Origin of the sequence: Paenibacillus sp. A3, assembly GCF_001399685.1 — a bacterium.
Classification (GTDB): Bacteria; Bacillota; Bacilli; order Paenibacillales; family NBRC-103111; genus Paenibacillus_G.
This window is the reverse complement of sequence record NZ_JTHN01000146.1, coordinates 1-17,460: the sequence shown is the minus strand read 5'-3', so window position 1 is coordinate 17,460 and position 17,460 is coordinate 1. Positions and strand designations below refer to the sequence as shown.

Genomic DNA, 17,460 nt, shown 5'->3' with positions numbered 1-17,460 from the left:
AAAAAGCGGCAGGCTCCGTTCGAAAAACGGAGCCATGCCGCGCAGTAGCCGGTCGGTCGAAACCGGCGAATTGGAATAGTACTACGACTGTCGATAATTTACAAGCCCTTCGCTTTCTTTTTCGGTCAGCTTGTCGGCTTCGCGCAGCCAGATCAAGTGCGCAATCGTTTCCGACAGCGCAAAGCGCAGCTGGTGCAGGCTGAGCCGCTCTCCGAAGGTCGCCCGGCAGACGTGATACGCCGTGGCCGGCTCCGCAAGCTTCGACAGCATCATCTCCAGACGCTCCGCATGATGGGCGATCAGCTCGTCGGCCCGCTGCTGCAGGTGGCCGAAAGGCTCCCGGTGACCGGGAAAAGCGAGCCGTACCTCGTAGCGGCGAATCACTTCCAAGCTGGCCAAATAGCTGGCAAGCGGGTTCTCGTCAATCCCTCCGGGCAAGTAGCTGACGTTCGGGGATATTTGCGGAAGCACGTGATCCCCGCAGAACATGACGGCCGTCTCCGCGCGGTAAAAGCACAAATGCCCGGCGGCATGCCCTGGCGTCTCGATCGCTTCGTATTCCTCGCGGCCGAGCCTAACACGCTCCCCGGCTTCTATGACAGTGACCTCCGGCTGCGGCGAAACGGACGCGACGAAGCCTTGCATATGCTCCTCCATCGGCTTCACCAGTTCCTCCGGCAGCCCTTCCCGCCGGAAAAGCCCGATGATCTGCTGCGTCATCGGCTGCCCGTCTCCCCAGAGCAAGCGCGTCTGTTCAAGCCCGCTCCGCGACATCAGCACGGGCGCGCCGGTGCGCTCTTGAAACCATCCGGCCAGCCCGTAGTGGTCCGGGTGATGGTGCGTCAACACGATGCGGTCGATATCGGAGCAGCCGATTCCAAGCTCCGCAAGCGCGGACGTCCAGACAGCTTCGCCCGCCTCCGTCCGCAGCCCCGGGTCGATCAGCGTCCAGCCGCTCTCCCCCGGCAGCAAATAGCTGTTCACCCAGCGCAGCGGAAACGGCAAGGGCACCTTGATCTGGAGCACGTCGCCGTGCTTCGTCACGCTCCCGAGGCGGCTTGATGACGATCCGTCCATATTATGCGTCCCTCCTGCCGACAAAGATCATTCGTTTCGATAGGTCAGGTTCGTAAGCCGAAGCGTCGTAATCGCCGTAAATGGCGTCGATTTTCAGCCCTGCCAGCTCCAGCATTTCCAAGAAACGTTCCTTTCCAATCAGCTTCACTTGCTCCTCGTAGACCCGGTCGCCCGAACCGCTTCCGTCCTGCAGTACGATCGTTTTGCGCACAAAACCGTCCTCAATCCGGCGTTTCTCATCGATATGGATTCCTTCGACGCTTCTGACCGAGTGCGGCACCAAATGCGCCGCCACATAGGCCGGATTCAAATAATCGATGATGAACCGCCCGCCCGGCGCGAGCAGACGGTACATTTCCCGCAGCACCTGCTCGTTGTCCCGATCGCCCGAAAAATAACCGAACGACGTAAACAAGTTGACGATCGCATCGAACTGATCGGTTATCGGCACGCTGCGCATATCCCCATGGACCCAGCGCACTTCGCCTGCGGTATCCAGCTTTCTCGCTTCCGCCAACAGCACCTCCGACAAGTCCACTCCGGTAACCCGAAAACCGAATCCGTTCAGCGCCATCGAATGCCGCCCCATGCCACAGCACAGGTCAAGGACCTCCGCCCCCTCGGGCAGCTCCAGCCATTCCATCATCCGGCGCACTTCCTCATAAGCGCCTTGCATATCGCGATGCTTATAGACGAGCAGATAATCCCGTCCGAAGCTTTTTTCGAACCATTCGGTCATTTCGCTTTCGTCCCTTCTATCCCAGCTTTCCTGGACAAACTAAGCCCTATTTTACCAGAAGGTCCCGTCTGAACGCACGCTTTTGTTCGAAACTGCTGATCGCGCTGAAGCCGGGATTCGTTTTTCACAAGGAAGGATAGCGGGCCACCGGGGTCTGTAGTATAATTAACGGTTGAAAACGAAAGAGACCCTTCTGGCAACGGAGGAAAAAGATGACAACCGCCATTGAACAGCGCATTGCCGGGCGCAAGCATAAAGAAATTTTCGAGCAGATCCGCAAGCAGGGGACCGTCTCCAAGATCGATCTGCTGGAGAAAAGCGGGCTGACGGGCAGTACCTTGACCCGGACGCTGGAGGAATTAACGGCCCAAGGGGTTATTGCGGAGGCCGGCTTCGGCGAATCGACCGGAGGGCGCAGGCCGATTTTGTATACGGTGAATCCCGATTATGCCTATGTGTTCGGATTGGATATATCGCGGATGTATTCCAAGCTCATTCTGTTCGACCTGCAGCTGAACAAACTGGACAGCAAGCGCTGGGTCATGACGGAGGACGTCACCCCCGAGGTGCTGCTTGAAGAGATTGTGGCTGAGACCCGCACCATGCTGGATCGCCGCTCTCTTCCGGCCGACAAGGTTCTCGGGATGGGTATCGGGGCCGTCGGACCGCTGGACCGGGCTTCCGGCATGCTGCTGGAGCCGCTTCATTTCGCCGCCGCCGGCTGGAAAAATGTCAGCGTCACCGGCTTCCTGGAGAGCCGCCTCGGCTTTCCGGTTGTGCTCGATAACGGAGCGAATACGGCGCTCATCGGCGAATCGTGGTCGGACCGGGAGCGCGACTACCGCCATTTGCTGTACGTTCACGTCGGCGTCGGCTTGCGTTCGGCCATGATGACGAACGGGCAGGTCGTCTACGGGGCGGTGGATATGGAAGGGTCGATCGGCCAAATGATCATCCAAACGGACGGCCCCCGGCTGTGGAATCATGGCAACTTCGGCGCGCTCGAATCGTACGCTTCCATTCATGCGCTGGAGCAGCAAGCGCAAGCCCGGCTCAAGCAAGGCCGCGACAGCCTGCTGCTCCGGCTGGAACCCGATCCGGAGAAGATCGGCTTCGCCCATCTCCAGCAGGCGCTGCAGGCCGGCGATCCGCTGACGGTCGAACTGTTTACGCAGGCAGCCACTTATTTCGGCATCGGGCTATCCAACCTGCTTAACATTTTGCATCCGGAGAAGGTCATTCTGGGCGGTGCCTTGATCGTCGGCCATTCCGGCTTTTTCCATACCGCGACGCGCGTAGCGATTCAAAGAACGTATTATTATCCCAAATATCAGGTTGTGTTCAGCCAAGGCACGCTCGGCGAAGAAGCGCTCGCCACCGGGGCGGCGCTGCTGATCGTGAACAAGCTGAGCGCGGTATAACCGGGTGAGATGGGGAAGTCGGGGTTAGAGGTGGCCGAGAGCGGATGACCCAGGGCAGGGAGCCCGGAGGCTGGGGAACGATGACCAGGTGTCGCGTCCCGCCAAGGGTTGCGGTCCGGGTGCCGACGACCAACTGCCGGGGACCCTGCTCCGGATAGCCAAGAGCGGTCGGCAAGGTGCCTGACCGGATACCCGAGACCAACGGCGAGGCAGCATAAAGTTCACCAAAATTAGCGGAACTGCACGTACCCTATTCCACCAGAATTAGCCCTGCATTTCAAAATAACGAATCTGCAATGCGTTAACAGTCCCATTTTGGGGGATATGAACAATTTTCGACACGATTAGAGCACGTCGGTTCCTCTATCCCCGATACGACGTTTCAAATTTCTTCGCTTAACGCACCTTCCCGGTTACTTGTTCACTAACGAAGCCTGCGACGCAATACGCGCCCATCCTTTTTACTAAGCTGATCCTCATTGGTGCAAAGTGGCACCTCGTACGCCAACTACCCGTTGAGCCCTCTGTGAGAGGTCACCCGTCCCTCTGTCCAGTGCCTTTTCAGTCACCGAATGTCATGTCACTCCGTCTCGTACCATCAACGGACATACAAAAAAAAGACGTCCTGCCTGTGCAGAAACGCCTTTTTAATATCAATACCCTAAGCCCTTTAAGCCGACGCTTCGCCTTCTTCGGCCGGATCGCCGTGCAGCTCTTGGAACAGCTGAACGAGCTTGCCGTGCTTGCGGAGCGATTTTTCGTGAATCAAGTTCAGCTTACCGTTGTCCAGCACTCCGAAGCGCTCGATCAACTGCTCGTTCTCGTGCGTCCAATCGAAGCCTTCGAAGATGTTCAGACAATTGGTCCAATTCTTCGTATATTTGCCGTCCGTGAACAAATGACGGTGCGCATACAGCGCGACGCTTTCCTGCATGGCGCGGGACGCCGAAGTGTACTGCGGCAGCCCTGGCTGCTCCGGCATGAGAGGAATCAGCGTGCTGTAGAATTGGTGCAGGATCTCGATGTACGTGGACGGATCCTGCTTGATCCGGCGCGCCAGCTCGTAGGACGGCTGCATTTTGCCGGTAAACAGCATCGTCGCGGTCGAGTACATCCAGCTGAACGACGTAAAGTTTTTGTTGTAAGCGGTCAGGTTGGCCCGACGCTCTACGCCCGCGGACTTCAAGAAGACGTTGTGGTCGACCACCTGCTGAATGACGACGTTGAGCGGATCGATCGAGTCGAACGAATGGCCGAGCTCTTTGCTGACGAGCTGAACCTTGGAGTTGATATCCCCGAACAGCTGCTTCTCTTCTTCCTCGCTCAGTCCGATATAGATTTGCACCGCCAGCTCGCTTTCCATCAGCTCCAGACGGCGGCGTTCCAGCTGCTCGACCTGACCTTCCAGCTGCTCCAGCTCGCTTGCGATCTCCGCATTGTCCGGCGCTTTCCGGTGCTTGATTTTCATGGCGGCCACTTTCTTGTCCAGGCTGCGCGCTTCTTTGAGCATTTGCTCATTCACGTAGCCGAGAGCGAGAATGCGGTGCTGGCCGTCCAGAATGCTCAGCTTCGAGCCGGGACGCAGGTACAGACCGTTCTGCACCTTAGCCAAGCTGCTTACGTCACGCAAACTTAAAGTGACCGGACCGAAAAAGACGCGGTCGAGCTCGCGCTCCTGCAAGTAGTTGGAAATTTTGCGGCGTTGTCCCCCGCTCAGCTTCCGCTGCACCATCGGATCGATGGTGGTATAGTTAAGCAGATCCTGCACTTGTATCGCTACCGTTGCGAGTCCGAACCGATCGCAAAACGGATGTATGGTCATTTGCAAATTTAAACCGTCCATTAACCGACGTCCTCCTTAGAGCTATCTCCCGGAAAAGCTTGCCGCCCCATCGAATCGTCGCGGATCAGGAACATGTGGTGCTCCACGTAAAAATCTTTGACGAACTGATACGCTTTTACGATGCGCGAGCGTCTTGGCAAACGGTCTTTCTCGTCCCCGCTGTAAATGGCACTCCAGTCGATATGCGGCAAAATTTTGAGCGCGTAATCGAGCGCGTATTTGTTGAACGTGCCGGTTTTCGTTACTTCCTCGTGGAAGAACATCGCCAGCGCGATCTGCAGGTTTTCCGTCCAGCAGAGCTCGCCCTTTTCCGGCTCCGGCAAGTACTTGAGCAGGCTTTCGAAATAGAGCGCCGCCAGCTTCAAATGCTCTTCGATCTCTTTTTCCTCAAAATAGTACCCGTTGTTGCGCGCCGCCGACTTGAGCCGTCCTTCGAACAAGCCGATCAAAATCTCGATCAGCAGGTGGTAGGAGAACAAATACTCCGGTCCTTTGCCCCGCTCCGTAAACATGTCGACAGGCAGATTCTTCATCACAGGCGCATCTTCCACGAGCCTCGAGGCCAGCACGTGATAGAACCGGCGCTGCTCGCGGAGAACGGCCAGATTTCCGCCGATTTTGCGCGGAAGCTTGTTGATGTCGGAGAACAGCTGCCGTTCCTGACGCGCATTGATGTCCAGGTAGATCATGGTGGACATCGGGAAAGCGTACAGCTTGCTCAGCTTCGCGCTGATTTCCTCCATGCGGTCGTACTCCCGGCGGTCTTTTGCCCGGGCCATCGCGCCCTGCAGCGTTTCCATCAAGCGGCGGAAAGCGGCAAGCCGGTGCTGGCCGTCCACGACGTACAGCTTCTCGATCGCCTGCAAACGGTAGACCTGCGCCTGCGCATCATAATCTCCCGCGCCGCGGGCCGAGAGGATGATCCCCGGAAAATAAATGCCTTGTCCGTGATCCAGATAGAGCATGATATAGTCCATCATCTTGGACAAGTTTTGCGGAACGATGGAACGCTGAACCTCCAAATCCACTTCGTAGATGGCGAACAGCTTGCTCATCGGAAGCGTGGTCGAAAGCGTTGTCTGTCCGAACGTCCGGGACATGGCCCCGGGGATTTCGATATACGATGACGCTTTCTGCTCCGCCAGCAGCTCCGACAGAGATGAAATTTGATCCATAACCGTTTTCCTCCTTGGCTTACCTCGCGTAAAGCTATATGCATATAGTTTACTATAATAGGTTCATATAATTCCATTATACACCGAAAAGACACGAAACATTCAGGATATTGGCAAAATATGCGTCTTTTTTTTCGTTTTCCGAGCTTGCTTTTTTGAAAAAGAGCAAAATAAGAAAAAGCCAACACTTCGGGAAGAAACCTATCGGCCGGTTACAGAGCTATGATGGATTCGTCCCGAACGGACGCAGGTTAAGACATTCGGTCGGTGGCCTTCAGGAGCGGCCATATGCGCACTTCCAGAGCTTCCGCATAATGAAGAAGCGGGGGAACGTCCGGCGAAAACGGAAGGCCGTTGCCCGTCACCATCGTATTCTCGAAAAGCTCAGCTTCCGCCTTCTGCAGCGGCCAGGGCCGGTGATGGATGTCGCAGCGCATGACGTCCCGTTGCCCGTTCAAGGTATACAAGCAGTACCGTTCGGTCAGCCAATGCTCCAGCGATCCCGGCTGGGCCGTATACGGCGCCGACACGGGCCGGTAACGAGCGGCAAAGGCGGGGCCCCCCTGCCGGCGCTCGCTCCGGTAAAACACGCTTTCGTTCTGCACGGTTACGCACATATCGGCCCGGTAGTACGGAAGATGGTACAGCCGTCTGGCCAGCTTGACGGCAAGCGTATGCGCCGCATCGAGGCTGAAAAAATAAACGCCGGGCTTGTCGTGGAGCGTGACGTAAGTTCTGACGTTAAGCTCCGGAAACCGGCTCGTTCCCGGAATCGGCGGCAAGCCGCGCAGCCGGATATCCGTCATCCGGAACGGAACGACAGCGAGCCACGCGCTGCCCTCGCAGGTATCCAGCGGCAGCTCTCTCGGCACGTAGGCGCGAAGCTCATCCGCCGGAACGGGCCAATGGGCAAACAACAGATTGCGCCAAGTCTGCTTCATGATCCACGGCAGCTCAGGCAGCGGCCACGGGCGGTGTGCGGTATCGAAACGGTCAGACTCCATGTTCGTTCCTCCTTGACTAGCACCGGCCCGGAATCCGACGGCAAGCCCGGCTTCGTCCTATCGATTCCTCCTCCGAGGATAGTTATCCATTATTTAGGAAGAGGGTTGCAAAGGGAATCTATCATAAGCCCGATTTCGCTGTCAAGGTTGATCCGAAGCCGGTCTCGTGCTATGATAAAGTTAACAAGTTAATCAGGTCAGAGATCAAGAGAAGACCGTGAGCAAGCTCTTCAGGAGCGCGTATGCAACAAGCGACGTGCCGACGTAGAGTTGTTTCACGTCTTCTCTTTTTTGCTTTTACCCGGAACCGGGCGGCCGCACATTTCGAAAGGGGATCGATACACATGACAAAACAGGCGCAATTTTCAGGGGAACACCGACAAGAACGGCTTCGGGAGATGGCCGGAGCCCCGCTCGATCTGCTGGTCATCGGCGGAGGCATCACCGGGGCGGGAATCGCGCTCGACGCGCAAACCCGGGGTCTGAAAACCGGACTGGTCGAGATGCAGGACTTCGGCGCGGGAACGTCGAGCCGTTCCACGAAGCTGATTCACGGCGGCTTGCGTTACTTGAAGCAGCTCGAATTCAAGCTGGTAGCCGAGGTCGGCAAAGAGCGGGCCATCGTCTACGAGAACGCGCCGCATGTCACAACGCCGGAGTGGATGCTGCTGCCGATTATTGAACGCGGCACCTACGGCAAGCTGGCAACCTCCGTCGGGCTGATGATGTACGACTCGCTCGCGGGCGTCAAGCGGAACGAGCGCCGGATCATGCTGTCCAAAACCGAGACGCTGCGGCGCGAGCCTCTTCTCCGCGAAGACAAGCTGAAAGGCGGCGGGTATTACGTCGAGTACCGCACGGACGACGCCCGGCTGACGATTGAAACGATGAAAGCCGCAGCGGACCGCGGCGCTTTGGCGGTCAACTATGCGAAGGTGGAAGAGCTGCTCTATGAGGGCGGGAAGTTGAAGGGCGTGCGCGTCGTCGACATGCTGAGCGGCGAAACGTATGACATCTTTGCCCGCAAAATCGTCAATGCGGCGGGACCTTGGGTCGATACGATCCGGGAAAAGGACGGCTCGAAGCAGGGCAAGCGGCTGCACCTGACCAAGGGCGTGCACCTTGTCATCGACGGCGGGCGGTTCCCGCTCAAGCAGGCGATCTACTTCGATACGCCGGACGGCCGCATGGTGTTCGCCATTCCGCGCGACGGCAAAACGTATGTCGGCACCACCGACACAAACTACAGCGGCGATATCGTTCATCCGCGGATGACGACGGCCGACCGCGATTATATTTTGACGGCGGCGAACTTCATGTTCCCGAGCCTCAAGCTGACGGCGGCCGATGTCGAGTCCAGCTGGTCCGGGCTGCGTCCGCTCATTCACGAAGACGGCAAATCGCCGTCGGAGCTGTCGCGGAAGGATGAAATTTTCATCGCCCCTTCGGGTCTCATTACCATTGCCGGCGGCAAGCTGACCGGTTACCGCAAAATGGCGGAGCGCATCGTCAATCTGGTCACAGGCCAGCTCCAAGAGCAAAGCGGCGGTTCGTATCCGGGCTGTACCACGGACCGGATCAAGCTGTCCGGCGGGGACGTCGGCGGCTCCGCGCAATTCAAAGCATTCACGGAAGCGAAGGTACGCGACGGCGAAGCGCTTGGGCTGACGAAGCGTCAAGCCGAGTCGATCGTGCAGCGCTACGGCTCCAACGCCGACCTCGTCTTCCAGCGCAGCACGCTGCTGCGTGAAGAAGCGGAGCAAACCGGCCTTCCGGTGGATGTGCTGGCTTCGCTCGCCTATGGCATCGACGAGGAAATGGTCGCGACGCCGCAGGACTTTTTCGTCCGCCGTACCGGCGCGGTGTACTTCGACATCGCTTGGGCGCAGCGCTGGAAGCAGCCTGCGACGGCTTACATGGCGAAGCGCTTCGGCTGGACGCCGGAGGTCGCGGAGGAGCATCTGCGCCGACTGGACGTGCTGCTGCACGATGCGGCGACGCCTGCCGCTTCCGAGTAAACGCCCGGTCCCGGCTAGCCGCTACTTCGGCGCATAGGCGTCCCACAGCTCCCTGCGGGATGTGGTGACGGCTACCGCGCCGGAGCCGAGCGCAAGCTCGACATCCTCATTCGTCCGGATCAATCCGCCGGCCAGAATCGGAATGTCGAGCTTGCCGCGCATCTCGGCGATAATATGCGGCATCACGCCCGGCATCACTTCAATGTAGTCGGGCGTCACTTTCTCCGACAGCCGGTAGGTCGTGTCGAGCGCAATCGAGTCAAGCAGGAAGTGCCGCTGAATGCCGAGCACTTTATGCTTCTTCGCCGTCGCTACGGCGCTGCTTCGGGTGGAGATGATGCCCGCCGGCCGCATGGATTGGCATAAAAACTCGATGGCGTAATCGTCATTTTTCAAGCCGTGAATCAAATCCACATGCACCAGCAGCTGCTTCTTGTGCTGCCGGACAAGCTGCGCGACGCTCATCAGCTGCGACACATGGCTGTCCAGCAGAACGATCCACACATAGGAGGATGCGAGCAAATGCTCCAAATCCTTCAGCTTGCGTACGGCGGGAAGGATCCGCTGTCCATAAAAATCCGATGGAGCCGGGACCGATGTCCCGGCTTTTCGTTCTGCGTTCAACCCTGCTTGCCCCTTTCGCCGTCACCGCGCATCCGGCCGTCCAGGAACTGCGCGGTCGCTTCGAGCGCTTCCTCCAGCTGCGGGGTCGTTCCGGCAAACGGATGAACCGCGCCGAACGTATGCGTCCCCCCTACAATCGTCACAAACGATTGGTTCGGAGCGGCCTCGCGCAGCCTGCAAAAGCCCTCCTTCAGCCGTTCGGAGTCCGCGTCGCCCTGTACGGACAACACCGGTGTCCTCAGCCCGGCGAGCCGCGCTGTAATATCGAAGCGCTCCGCATTTTGCTTCAAGTCATCGTAGAACGTTTGCCGAATCGGCATACTTTGCCCCGTCCGCGCGTTCGCCACGTAGGCGACGCCGTTGCGGGCGAGCTCTTCCTTGAACGCGTCGTCGAACAGGTCGGCCGAAGCGATGCCGTTCCACGTGACGACGGCCTGCACGTCCGGATGCTCCGCGGCGAACACGATGCTGTTTCCGCCCCCGCGGCTGTGGCCGAGCAAGGCAACCCGGCCGGTATCCGCCTGCTCTGCAAAGGGCAGTCGCTTCTCCTGCAGCAGCTCCCATACGACCGCCAGATCCGCCTGCTCGCGGGAGTACGTGTTTACGGCGAATTTGTCCAGTTCGTCGAAATCCCGTTCGTTCACCCCGTTGCAGGAAAAATTAAACCGGACAACGTAATATCCGCGGCGGGCCAGTTCGGCGGAGGCATAAGGCTGAAAGCCCCAATCCATGAAGCTTTTAAAGCCGTGCACCATGATCACGACGGGCGCCTGTCCCCCATTGATTGCTTCCCGTACCGTCACCTCGCCCCGAAGGGTCAGCCCGGCGTCGATCGGCTGCTCGAAACGCTGCTGCCGCAATCCGGATGCTTGCTGCTCGCTCATAAAGAATTCCTCCTTGAATACGTGGAATGATATGGAATAACGGCTAATGTACATCCCTTCCGTCTTTTGTGCCCTGCATGGCTGTATTTCCTTTCCATTGTATCAAAAGCGCCGGCATTTGCCATGTTCTCTTTGTCCCCGCAGACGAATTCTCCCCGAACTGGAGGACCAAGCTCCAATGGCAAAACGTAAAATTTCCGTAAAGAAACAGGAATAATCCCGTCGTACCGAGAATAAGCGATCGATATACGTCAATGCGCAAAGGGTGGACTGCATATGGTAGAATCTCCTCGGAGCGGCTGGAGGCTGTATTGGTCGATGCCGATTCTGGCTTGGGCGCTGTACGATTTTGCGAATACGATTTTTTCGAGCAACATCATCACGATCTTCTTTCCGTTTTACTTACAGGAGACGATCGGCGGCAGCGAGACGACGAACCAAATCGCCGGCACGTTCGTGACGTATACGAACGCGCTTTCGAGCTTCTTTCTCGTGCTGCTGTCGCCGCTGTACGGCGTATGGATCGACCGGACCGGACGCAAAAAAGCGTACCTCGTCCCCTTCACGCTCGCCTGCATCGTCAGCACCCTGCTGATGGGCGTCTTCTCGGGCTGGCAAACGGATGCGGGGATCGCAGGTCTCCCGCTGTCGCTGGCCGTCGTGCTGCTGCTGTTTATGATCGCCAAGTTCGCATACAACTCCTGCCTCGTCTTTTACGACGCCATGATCTCGGATCTTGGGAGCGACAAGCAGCTTCCGCTTATCTCAGGCTTCGGCGTCGCCGTCGGTTACATCGGTACGCTGGTCGGCCTCACGGTCTACCCGCTTGTCGGCGAAGGCGATTTTCACCGGTCCTTCGTTCCGAGCGCATTGCTGTTTTTGCTTTTCTCCCTTCCCATCTTCTTTCTATATAAAGACCCCAAGCCCGCACCGTCGGCAGCGGCGGCAAAGCCTTCTTTTCTCAGCGGGTACCGCGATATTGTCCGGACGTTTCGCGAGGCGCGGCTGTACCGGCCCGTCTTTCTGTTTATGATCGCTTACTTTTTCTTTAACGATGCGGTTGCTACGGCCATTACGGTCATGGGCGTGTATGCGAAAGCGGTCATCGGCTTTTCCACGAAGCAATTTATTTTGCTTTACCTGGTTTCTACGGTTTCCAGCATCGTCGGCTCGTTCGCCTTCGGGTACGTAACGCGCAGCGTCGGGGCCAAACGTTCGGTCGCCATCGTAGCCTGCGTGATGATGGCAGCCATACTGCTGGCATCGACCGCTTGGAACGAGCCGATGTTCTGGACGGCCGGCAGCTTGTATGGCATTGCCATGGGCGCCATGTGGGTTGCCTCGCGCACGATGATCGTCGAGCTGACCCCGGAGCATAAGCGCGGCCAATTTTTCGGGTTGTTCGCCTTCTCTGGCAAGGTATCGTCCATCGTCGGACCGCTCCTGTACGGCTCCATTACGTGGGCGCTGGCCGAAGCGGGCAACGTCGCCAGCCGCATCGCCTTGGGGTCGCTGCTCGTTCTGGTGCTGATCGGACTGATCGTTCATGTCCGCGTTCCTTACCGGTCCGGGACAAAATAACGCTTCTTTCTCAACGGTTCGTCCAACATTTACTTTTTTTCCGAGAGTTGTGTTATAATAAAAGCAAGTGACTGGTTCGGATCTTTTGAGTTTGATTTGTATGTTCGTCGTCAATTCCATCGAGGAGGTCTAACTTGGCTGGTTCAGAAAAAAAGTTGTCCATTTTTGCCTTGGGCGGCGTAGGCGAAATTGGCAAAAACATGTATGTGGTACAATACGCAGACGACATTGTTATTATTGATTGCGGTTCGAAATTCCCGGATGTGGAGCTGCCCGGCATCGATATTATCGTACCGGATATCTCCTATCTGATCGAGAACCGGAATAAAGTCAGGGCGCTCGTCATTACACACGGTCATGAGGATCATATTGGCGGGTTGCCTTACATCCTCAAGCAGCTCAACATGCCCGTCTATACGAGCAAACTGACGATGGGACTTATTGAAGGAAAATTAAAAGAACACGGGATTCTGGGTTCGACGGAACGGGTGTTAATTCACGCTGACTCCGTATTAAAGTTCGGAACAATTGTCGCTTCGTTCTTCAAAACGAATCACAGCATCCCGGACAGCCTTGGGGTCGTGCTTGATACCCCCGAAGGCGCAGTCGTTCATACCGGCGATTTTAAATTCGACCAAACGCCCGTTAACGGCCAATATGCGGACCTTCACCGCATGTCGGATATCGGCAAAAAAGGCGTCCTCGCCCTGTTGTCCGAGAGCACGAATGCGGAGCGTCCAGGGTTCACCCCTTCGGAGAAAAGCGTCGGCGTCAATCTCGAAGACGTATTCCGGACCGCTCGCCAGCGCGTGATCGTGTCCACCTTTGCCTCCAATGTACACAGGCTTCAGCAGGTCATCGAAGCGGGCATCGCATCGAACCGGAAGCTGGTCGTCATCGGACGCAGCATGGTCAATATGATTACCATCGCCTCCGAGCTCGGTTATCTGAACATTCCGGACGGCATGCTGATCGAGCCGAATGAAGTGAATAAATACGCGGCCGACCGTATCGTTATTTTGTGTACGGGCAGCCAGGGCGAACCGATGTCGGCGCTGACCCGGATGGCTCGCTCGAACCACAAGCAGGTGGAAATTCTCCCCGGGGACACGGTCATCATCTCGGCTACGCCCATTCCGGGGAACGAAAGAAATATCGGACGGACGGTCGACGAGTTGTTCCGCCTCGGCGCCCACGTCATCTACGGCTCCGGCTCGCTGACGGGCATGCACGTTTCCGGACATGCCAGCCAGGAAGAATTGAAGCTGATGATCAATCTGATGCGTCCAAAGTTTTTCATCCCGATTCACGGGGAATACCGGATGCTCCGTCAGCACAGCACGCTGGCGCAAGCGGTCGGCGTCGACCCGGCCAACATCTTCATCGTCGACAACGGCGAAGTCGTTGAAATCCAGAACGGCGCAGCCCGCAAACGCGGAAAAGTTCCGGCAGGCAACACTCTCATCGACGGCTTAGGCGTCGGTGACGTCGGAAATATCGTCCTGCGAGACCGTAAGCACTTGTCCCAGGACGGCATCCTGATTGTTGTCGTTTCGATTAGCAAGCAGGAAGGTACGATCCTCTCCGGACCCGACATCATCTCCCGCGGCTTCGTATACGTCCGCGAATCGGAAGGCTTGCTCGACGATGCAAGCCGCATAGTGTCCAATACGATCAACAAATTAACTCACGAGAATGAGAACCAATGGTCTACGATAAAATCAAATGTAAAAGATGCGCTTGGACGATTCTTATATGAGCGAACCAGAAGAAAGCCGATGATTCTTCCGATTATTATGGAAGTTTGATCGAACCAAACCAACCAGTCCACTTACAACGAGCAAATACCCTCTATCCTTTGCGGGATGAGGGTATTTTTTGTTCTTCTCATGTTCATCAAATCCTTGACCACTCCAAGTTAATGATATACTTAAAAAAAGCAGATCAAGCGAGGTGAAGCGGATGAAATGGGAGGAGATTGCCGAACTGCATCCGAGTCGTTTTGTGTTAGTCGAGGCGATTAAAGCCAGTTCCAGTAACCGTGTGCGCAATCTTGAAGATATGGCGGTTATTCAGGATTACGATAACCCGAAAGAAGCTTGGAGCGGTTATACAGATTTACTCGACCAAATCGGCGTTCACATTGATTTTATTCATGTCAAAAGCCAAAAGAATGTACGGTGTGGGCTGAACAAGCGAAATATGTTACGAACAAATCATTCCTGATCTGAAGATCGAGCATATTCATTTGGATACATTCCCTATTCAACTCGGTTCCGTACAAGAACCCTATGGGTTTGATGGCATATTAGGCATTGATTTTATGAGGAAAGCAAAATTAAAAGCCGACTTTGAAACAATGCGTATTCATTACTCCAATTAACTATATTTCTTCCTTATAAAACTAGAAGCTTCAATGAATTGGCGGGTATTCAGCGGAGCTTTTTTTTATTTTTTGGCAGATCTTTTCTATTCTTTCCGGGCAGGACATCTGTAACCCAGCCTCTACTAAAATTACTTGTCCGATTCATTTTTTGCGCCAAGTTCCACCGAAAACCAAATAGCCCTCTTCCCGCGCTTCCCCGGAAGGAAAGCGGAAAAAGAAGGCTGGTGTGGTTGCTTCGCGAATGCTTCAAATCTGCAGTTCCCCAAGCTTGATCAGCTCGACAACTGCTTGCGAACGGCCTTTGACATTTAACTTTTGCATGACATTGGAAATATGGTTCCGGACTGTCTTTTCGCTAATAAATAGCTGCTGTGCGATATCTTTTGTCGTTTTGTCCTGCACCAGCAGTTCAAAGACCTCACGTTCGCGATTGGTGAGCAAAAATTTACTTTTGTGATCGCTGCCTTTCAAAGTGTCACCCCTCCTTGCCCGGGTTTTGGTTTCATTACAAGGTCTAGGGATACAGTCAAATTCAGTTTATGAAAGGCAGCACTTGCTGGTGCGTTCGTACTTAAAAATGGGCTTCCCGCTAAGCTTTGAGAGTGATTCGGAGCGTCTTGATCTCGTACGGTTTCATGAACAGCCTGACCTCATCCGGGCCGTGCTCCACCGCTTGCGGCTGCTCCTCCATCAGGTTCGTCTCTTCTACAGAAACAAACTCTCCGATCCGCGCATCCGTGCAAAAACGGACGTCTCCCCGAATGCCGCCGTACTCGTACAAGCGGACGATGAATGTCTCGTCGTCTTCGGATTTTTTGACCGTATCGATCATGACATGGGAGCCATCGACGCGGAACAGTCCCAACTGCTCAGGAAGGACGTCCGTATGCGCCGTTCCGGCCAACTGCACCGGAAGCAGCGGCATGTTGAGCTCGCACGCCTGACGATGCGTGTCCGCCTCCAACCAACCGTTTTTATGCGGATAAAGCGAATAAGTAAATTCGTGCAGCCCTTGATCGGCCTCGGGATCTGGCGATACCGCCGATTTAATGAGACTGAGACGCAGCACATGATTGCGGATATCGTGGCCGTACTTGCAATCGTTCAGCAGGCTAACGCCGTAGCCCCCTTCGGACAGATCGACCCAGCGCTGCGCCACCGATTCGAATCGCGCCCAATCCCAGCTCGTATTCCAGTGCGTCGGCCGCTCCACGTTGCCGAATTGAATCTCGTATGTCGCCTTCGTCGACCGCACGTCGACCGGGAACGCCGCCTTGAGCAGCTGCTGCTTCTCGCGCCAATCGACCCGAGTGCAAAAATCGATTCGCGGATGGTCGCGGTACAGCGTCATTTTCTGCTCGATGACGGAGCGGTGGTAACGCCATACGAGCTTAAGCACGGCACGCAGCGGTCCCTGCTCCTCCACTACCGCTTCGGTCAGCTCCTCGACGGTCCAGCTCTTCTCTTGATAGTAGATGTCGATATCCCAAGCGTCGTGCGCCATCGGCTTATCCTCGAACACCTGCAGCACATTGGCCGCTTCGCCCGGCTTAAGCACTTCCCGCGCGTTCCGTTTGTCGTACAGAGATACGATCTGGCCGCTGCCGTTAAGCTCAATCCGATAAAAAGGAGTTTCCAGCAGACGTGCGCCGATGCTCCATGCCCCGCTGCTTGCCGCCGAAGCGCTGTTCGTGCTTTTGCCGAAGATGGTCGTATAGCCTAATGCCGGAACGTTCGGCGTATGAACGAGCACCGAGACAGGCTGCCCTTCGGCACCGCGAACAAGCTGACTTTCCAGCGCTTCGCCGCTTGGCGAAGACCACGCTAATTGCTCAGCAGAAGCCGGGAAGGCGTCCAAAGAAATTTCCACAAGCGCCGACCGTTCCCAGCCTAACGGGTTGATCACCCGATAACCGACAACCCCTTCCGCCGCAGCTCCGTCCTGCCCGCGACCGCCTGCGATCGCCTGGGTGCCTTGCTCCAAAGCCGCGACCGCCAATTGCTCCGCTTCCGCGTACTCTTCCCGGCTGTCCTCGTATACTTCCCCGATCGAGGAGCCCGGGATAATATCGTGGAACTGGTTGCGGAGCGTAATGATCCAGCTCTTCCGCAGCGTTTCAACCGGATACGCATGCCCGCCGTTCAGCAGCATCGCAAGGCTGTTGACGAATTCGGCTTGGTGCAGCAGCGTCTCCATTCGGCGGTTCATCCGTTTGTTGTAGGCTTGCGACGTATACGTGCCGCGGTGGTATTCCAGGTACAGCTCCCCGTCCCATAACGGCAGGCGCGGGTGATCCGATACCCGATCATCGAGCGCTTCGAAAAACTCCTCCACCCGGCCTTGACGCACCTGAGGCATCGCTGGCATGTCCTCGAAGCGCCGCACCGCCTCCAGCATATCGCGGGTCGGTCCTCCGCCTCCGTCGCCCCATCCGTAGGCGAGCAGCAGTTGGTCGTTCAGTTCCTTTTGCCGGTAATTGTCCCACAGCCCCTGCACGCTGGACGCGGTCACGTTGCCGTTGTAGGTGTAGTACCAGCTGCCGTCGTTGTTGGGCGTCGTAATAAAATGGGTCAGCAGCTCCGTACCGTCGATGCCCCGCCAATGGAACGTATCGTGCGGGAAGCGGTTATACTGGCTCCAGCTGATTTTGGTCGTCATAAAGTAATCGATGCCGGCCTTCTTCAAAATTTGCGGCAGTGCCCAACTG

The 17,460-nt window shown here is 56.5% G+C and carries 14 protein-coding genes; 5 read left to right on the top strand and 9 right to left on the bottom strand.

Features of this window, described 5'->3' with window-relative positions; genetic code table 11:
* Positions 1-81: 81 nt before the first annotated feature.
* Both QJ48_RS22270 and QJ48_RS22265 read right to left on the bottom strand, forming a co-directional pair.
* Positions 82-1,077 (bottom strand): MBL fold metallo-hydrolase, encoded by a 996-nt coding sequence (locus QJ48_RS22270; protein ID WP_054975692.1) that lies wholly within the window; start codon positions 1,075-1,077, stop codon positions 82-84.
* A 1-nt stretch (position 1,078) separates the two neighbouring features.
* Positions 1,079-1,816, bottom strand: coding sequence for a class I SAM-dependent methyltransferase (locus tag QJ48_RS22265; protein ID WP_054975691.1), 738 nt, complete (start codon positions 1,814-1,816; stop codon positions 1,079-1,081).
* Positions 1,817-2,028: 212 nt separating this feature from the next.
* Here QJ48_RS22265 and QJ48_RS22260 point away from each other — a divergent pair, with 212 nt between their 5' ends.
* Positions 2,029-3,237: an ROK family transcriptional regulator gene (locus QJ48_RS22260; protein WP_054975690.1), complete on the top strand. Its 1,209-nt coding sequence runs from the start codon at positions 2,029-2,031 to the stop codon at positions 3,235-3,237.
* A 670-nt stretch (positions 3,238-3,907) separates the two neighbouring features.
* Here the strand turns inward: QJ48_RS22260 and QJ48_RS22255 are convergent.
* The 3 genes from QJ48_RS22255 to QJ48_RS22245 form a co-directional block, all read right to left on the bottom strand.
* On the bottom strand, positions 3,908-5,080 hold the full coding sequence (locus QJ48_RS22255) for a DNA sulfur modification protein DndB (protein WP_054975689.1): 1,173 nt from the start codon (positions 5,078-5,080) through the stop codon (positions 3,908-3,910).
* On the bottom strand, positions 5,080-6,255 hold the full coding sequence (locus QJ48_RS22250; RefSeq protein WP_054975688.1) for a DNA sulfur modification protein DndB: 1,176 nt from the start codon (positions 6,253-6,255) through the stop codon (positions 5,080-5,082). The genes QJ48_RS22255 and QJ48_RS22250 overlap by 1 nt, the downstream gene beginning before the upstream one ends.
* A 251-nt stretch (positions 6,256-6,506) precedes the next feature.
* Entirely contained in the window at positions 6,507-7,259 is a 753-nt protein-coding gene (locus QJ48_RS22245; protein ID WP_054975687.1) for a YqjF family protein, read from the bottom strand.
* Positions 7,260-7,657: 398 nt separating this feature from the next.
* On the opposite strand from QJ48_RS22245, the gene QJ48_RS22240 reads away from it, so the two are divergent.
* Entirely contained in the window at positions 7,658-9,277 is a 1,620-nt protein-coding gene (locus QJ48_RS22240) for a glycerol-3-phosphate dehydrogenase/oxidase (protein WP_237763015.1), read from the top strand.
* 21 nt (positions 9,278-9,298) lie between these two features.
* Here the strand turns inward: QJ48_RS22240 and QJ48_RS22235 are convergent, their stop codons facing one another.
* The gene (locus QJ48_RS22235; RefSeq protein WP_054975685.1) at positions 9,299-9,901 is read right to left on the bottom strand and encodes a glycerol-3-phosphate responsive antiterminator; all 603 of its coding nucleotides are present in this window, start codon (positions 9,899-9,901) and stop codon (positions 9,299-9,301) included.
* Positions 9,898-10,785: a S9 family peptidase gene (locus QJ48_RS22230; protein WP_054975684.1), complete on the bottom strand. Its 888-nt coding sequence runs from the start codon at positions 10,783-10,785 to the stop codon at positions 9,898-9,900. The genes QJ48_RS22235 and QJ48_RS22230 overlap by 4 nt, the downstream gene beginning before the upstream one ends.
* 276 nt (positions 10,786-11,061) lie before the next feature.
* On the opposite strand from QJ48_RS22230, the gene QJ48_RS22225 reads away from it, so the two are divergent.
* The 3 genes from QJ48_RS22225 to QJ48_RS38150 all read left to right on the top strand — a co-directional run bounded on the left by QJ48_RS22225 (position 11,062) and on the right by QJ48_RS38150 (position 14,592).
* Positions 11,062-12,366: an MFS transporter gene (locus QJ48_RS22225; protein ID WP_054975683.1), complete on the top strand. Its 1,305-nt coding sequence runs from the start codon at positions 11,062-11,064 to the stop codon at positions 12,364-12,366.
* Positions 12,367-12,500: 134 nt separating this feature from the next.
* A complete protein-coding gene (locus tag QJ48_RS22220) occupies positions 12,501-14,174 on the top strand; it encodes a ribonuclease J (protein WP_193394481.1) in 1,674 nt (557 codons plus the stop codon).
* Between the two features lie 154 nt (positions 14,175-14,328).
* A complete protein-coding gene (locus tag QJ48_RS38150; RefSeq protein WP_054975681.1) occupies positions 14,329-14,592 on the top strand; it encodes a hypothetical protein in 264 nt (87 codons plus the stop codon).
* 406 nt (positions 14,593-14,998) lie between these two features.
* Here QJ48_RS38150 and QJ48_RS22210 read toward each other — a convergent pair whose 3' ends face one another.
* Complete coding sequence (locus tag QJ48_RS22210) at positions 14,999-15,223, bottom strand: response regulator transcription factor (protein WP_010493958.1); 225 nt, start codon at positions 15,221-15,223, stop codon at positions 14,999-15,001.
* A gap of 118 nt (positions 15,224-15,341) precedes the next feature.
* Positions 15,342-17,460, bottom strand: a 2,119-nt coding sequence (locus QJ48_RS22205) for a glycoside hydrolase family 38 C-terminal domain-containing protein (protein ID WP_162238539.1), incomplete at its 5' end; no start/stop codon positions are given.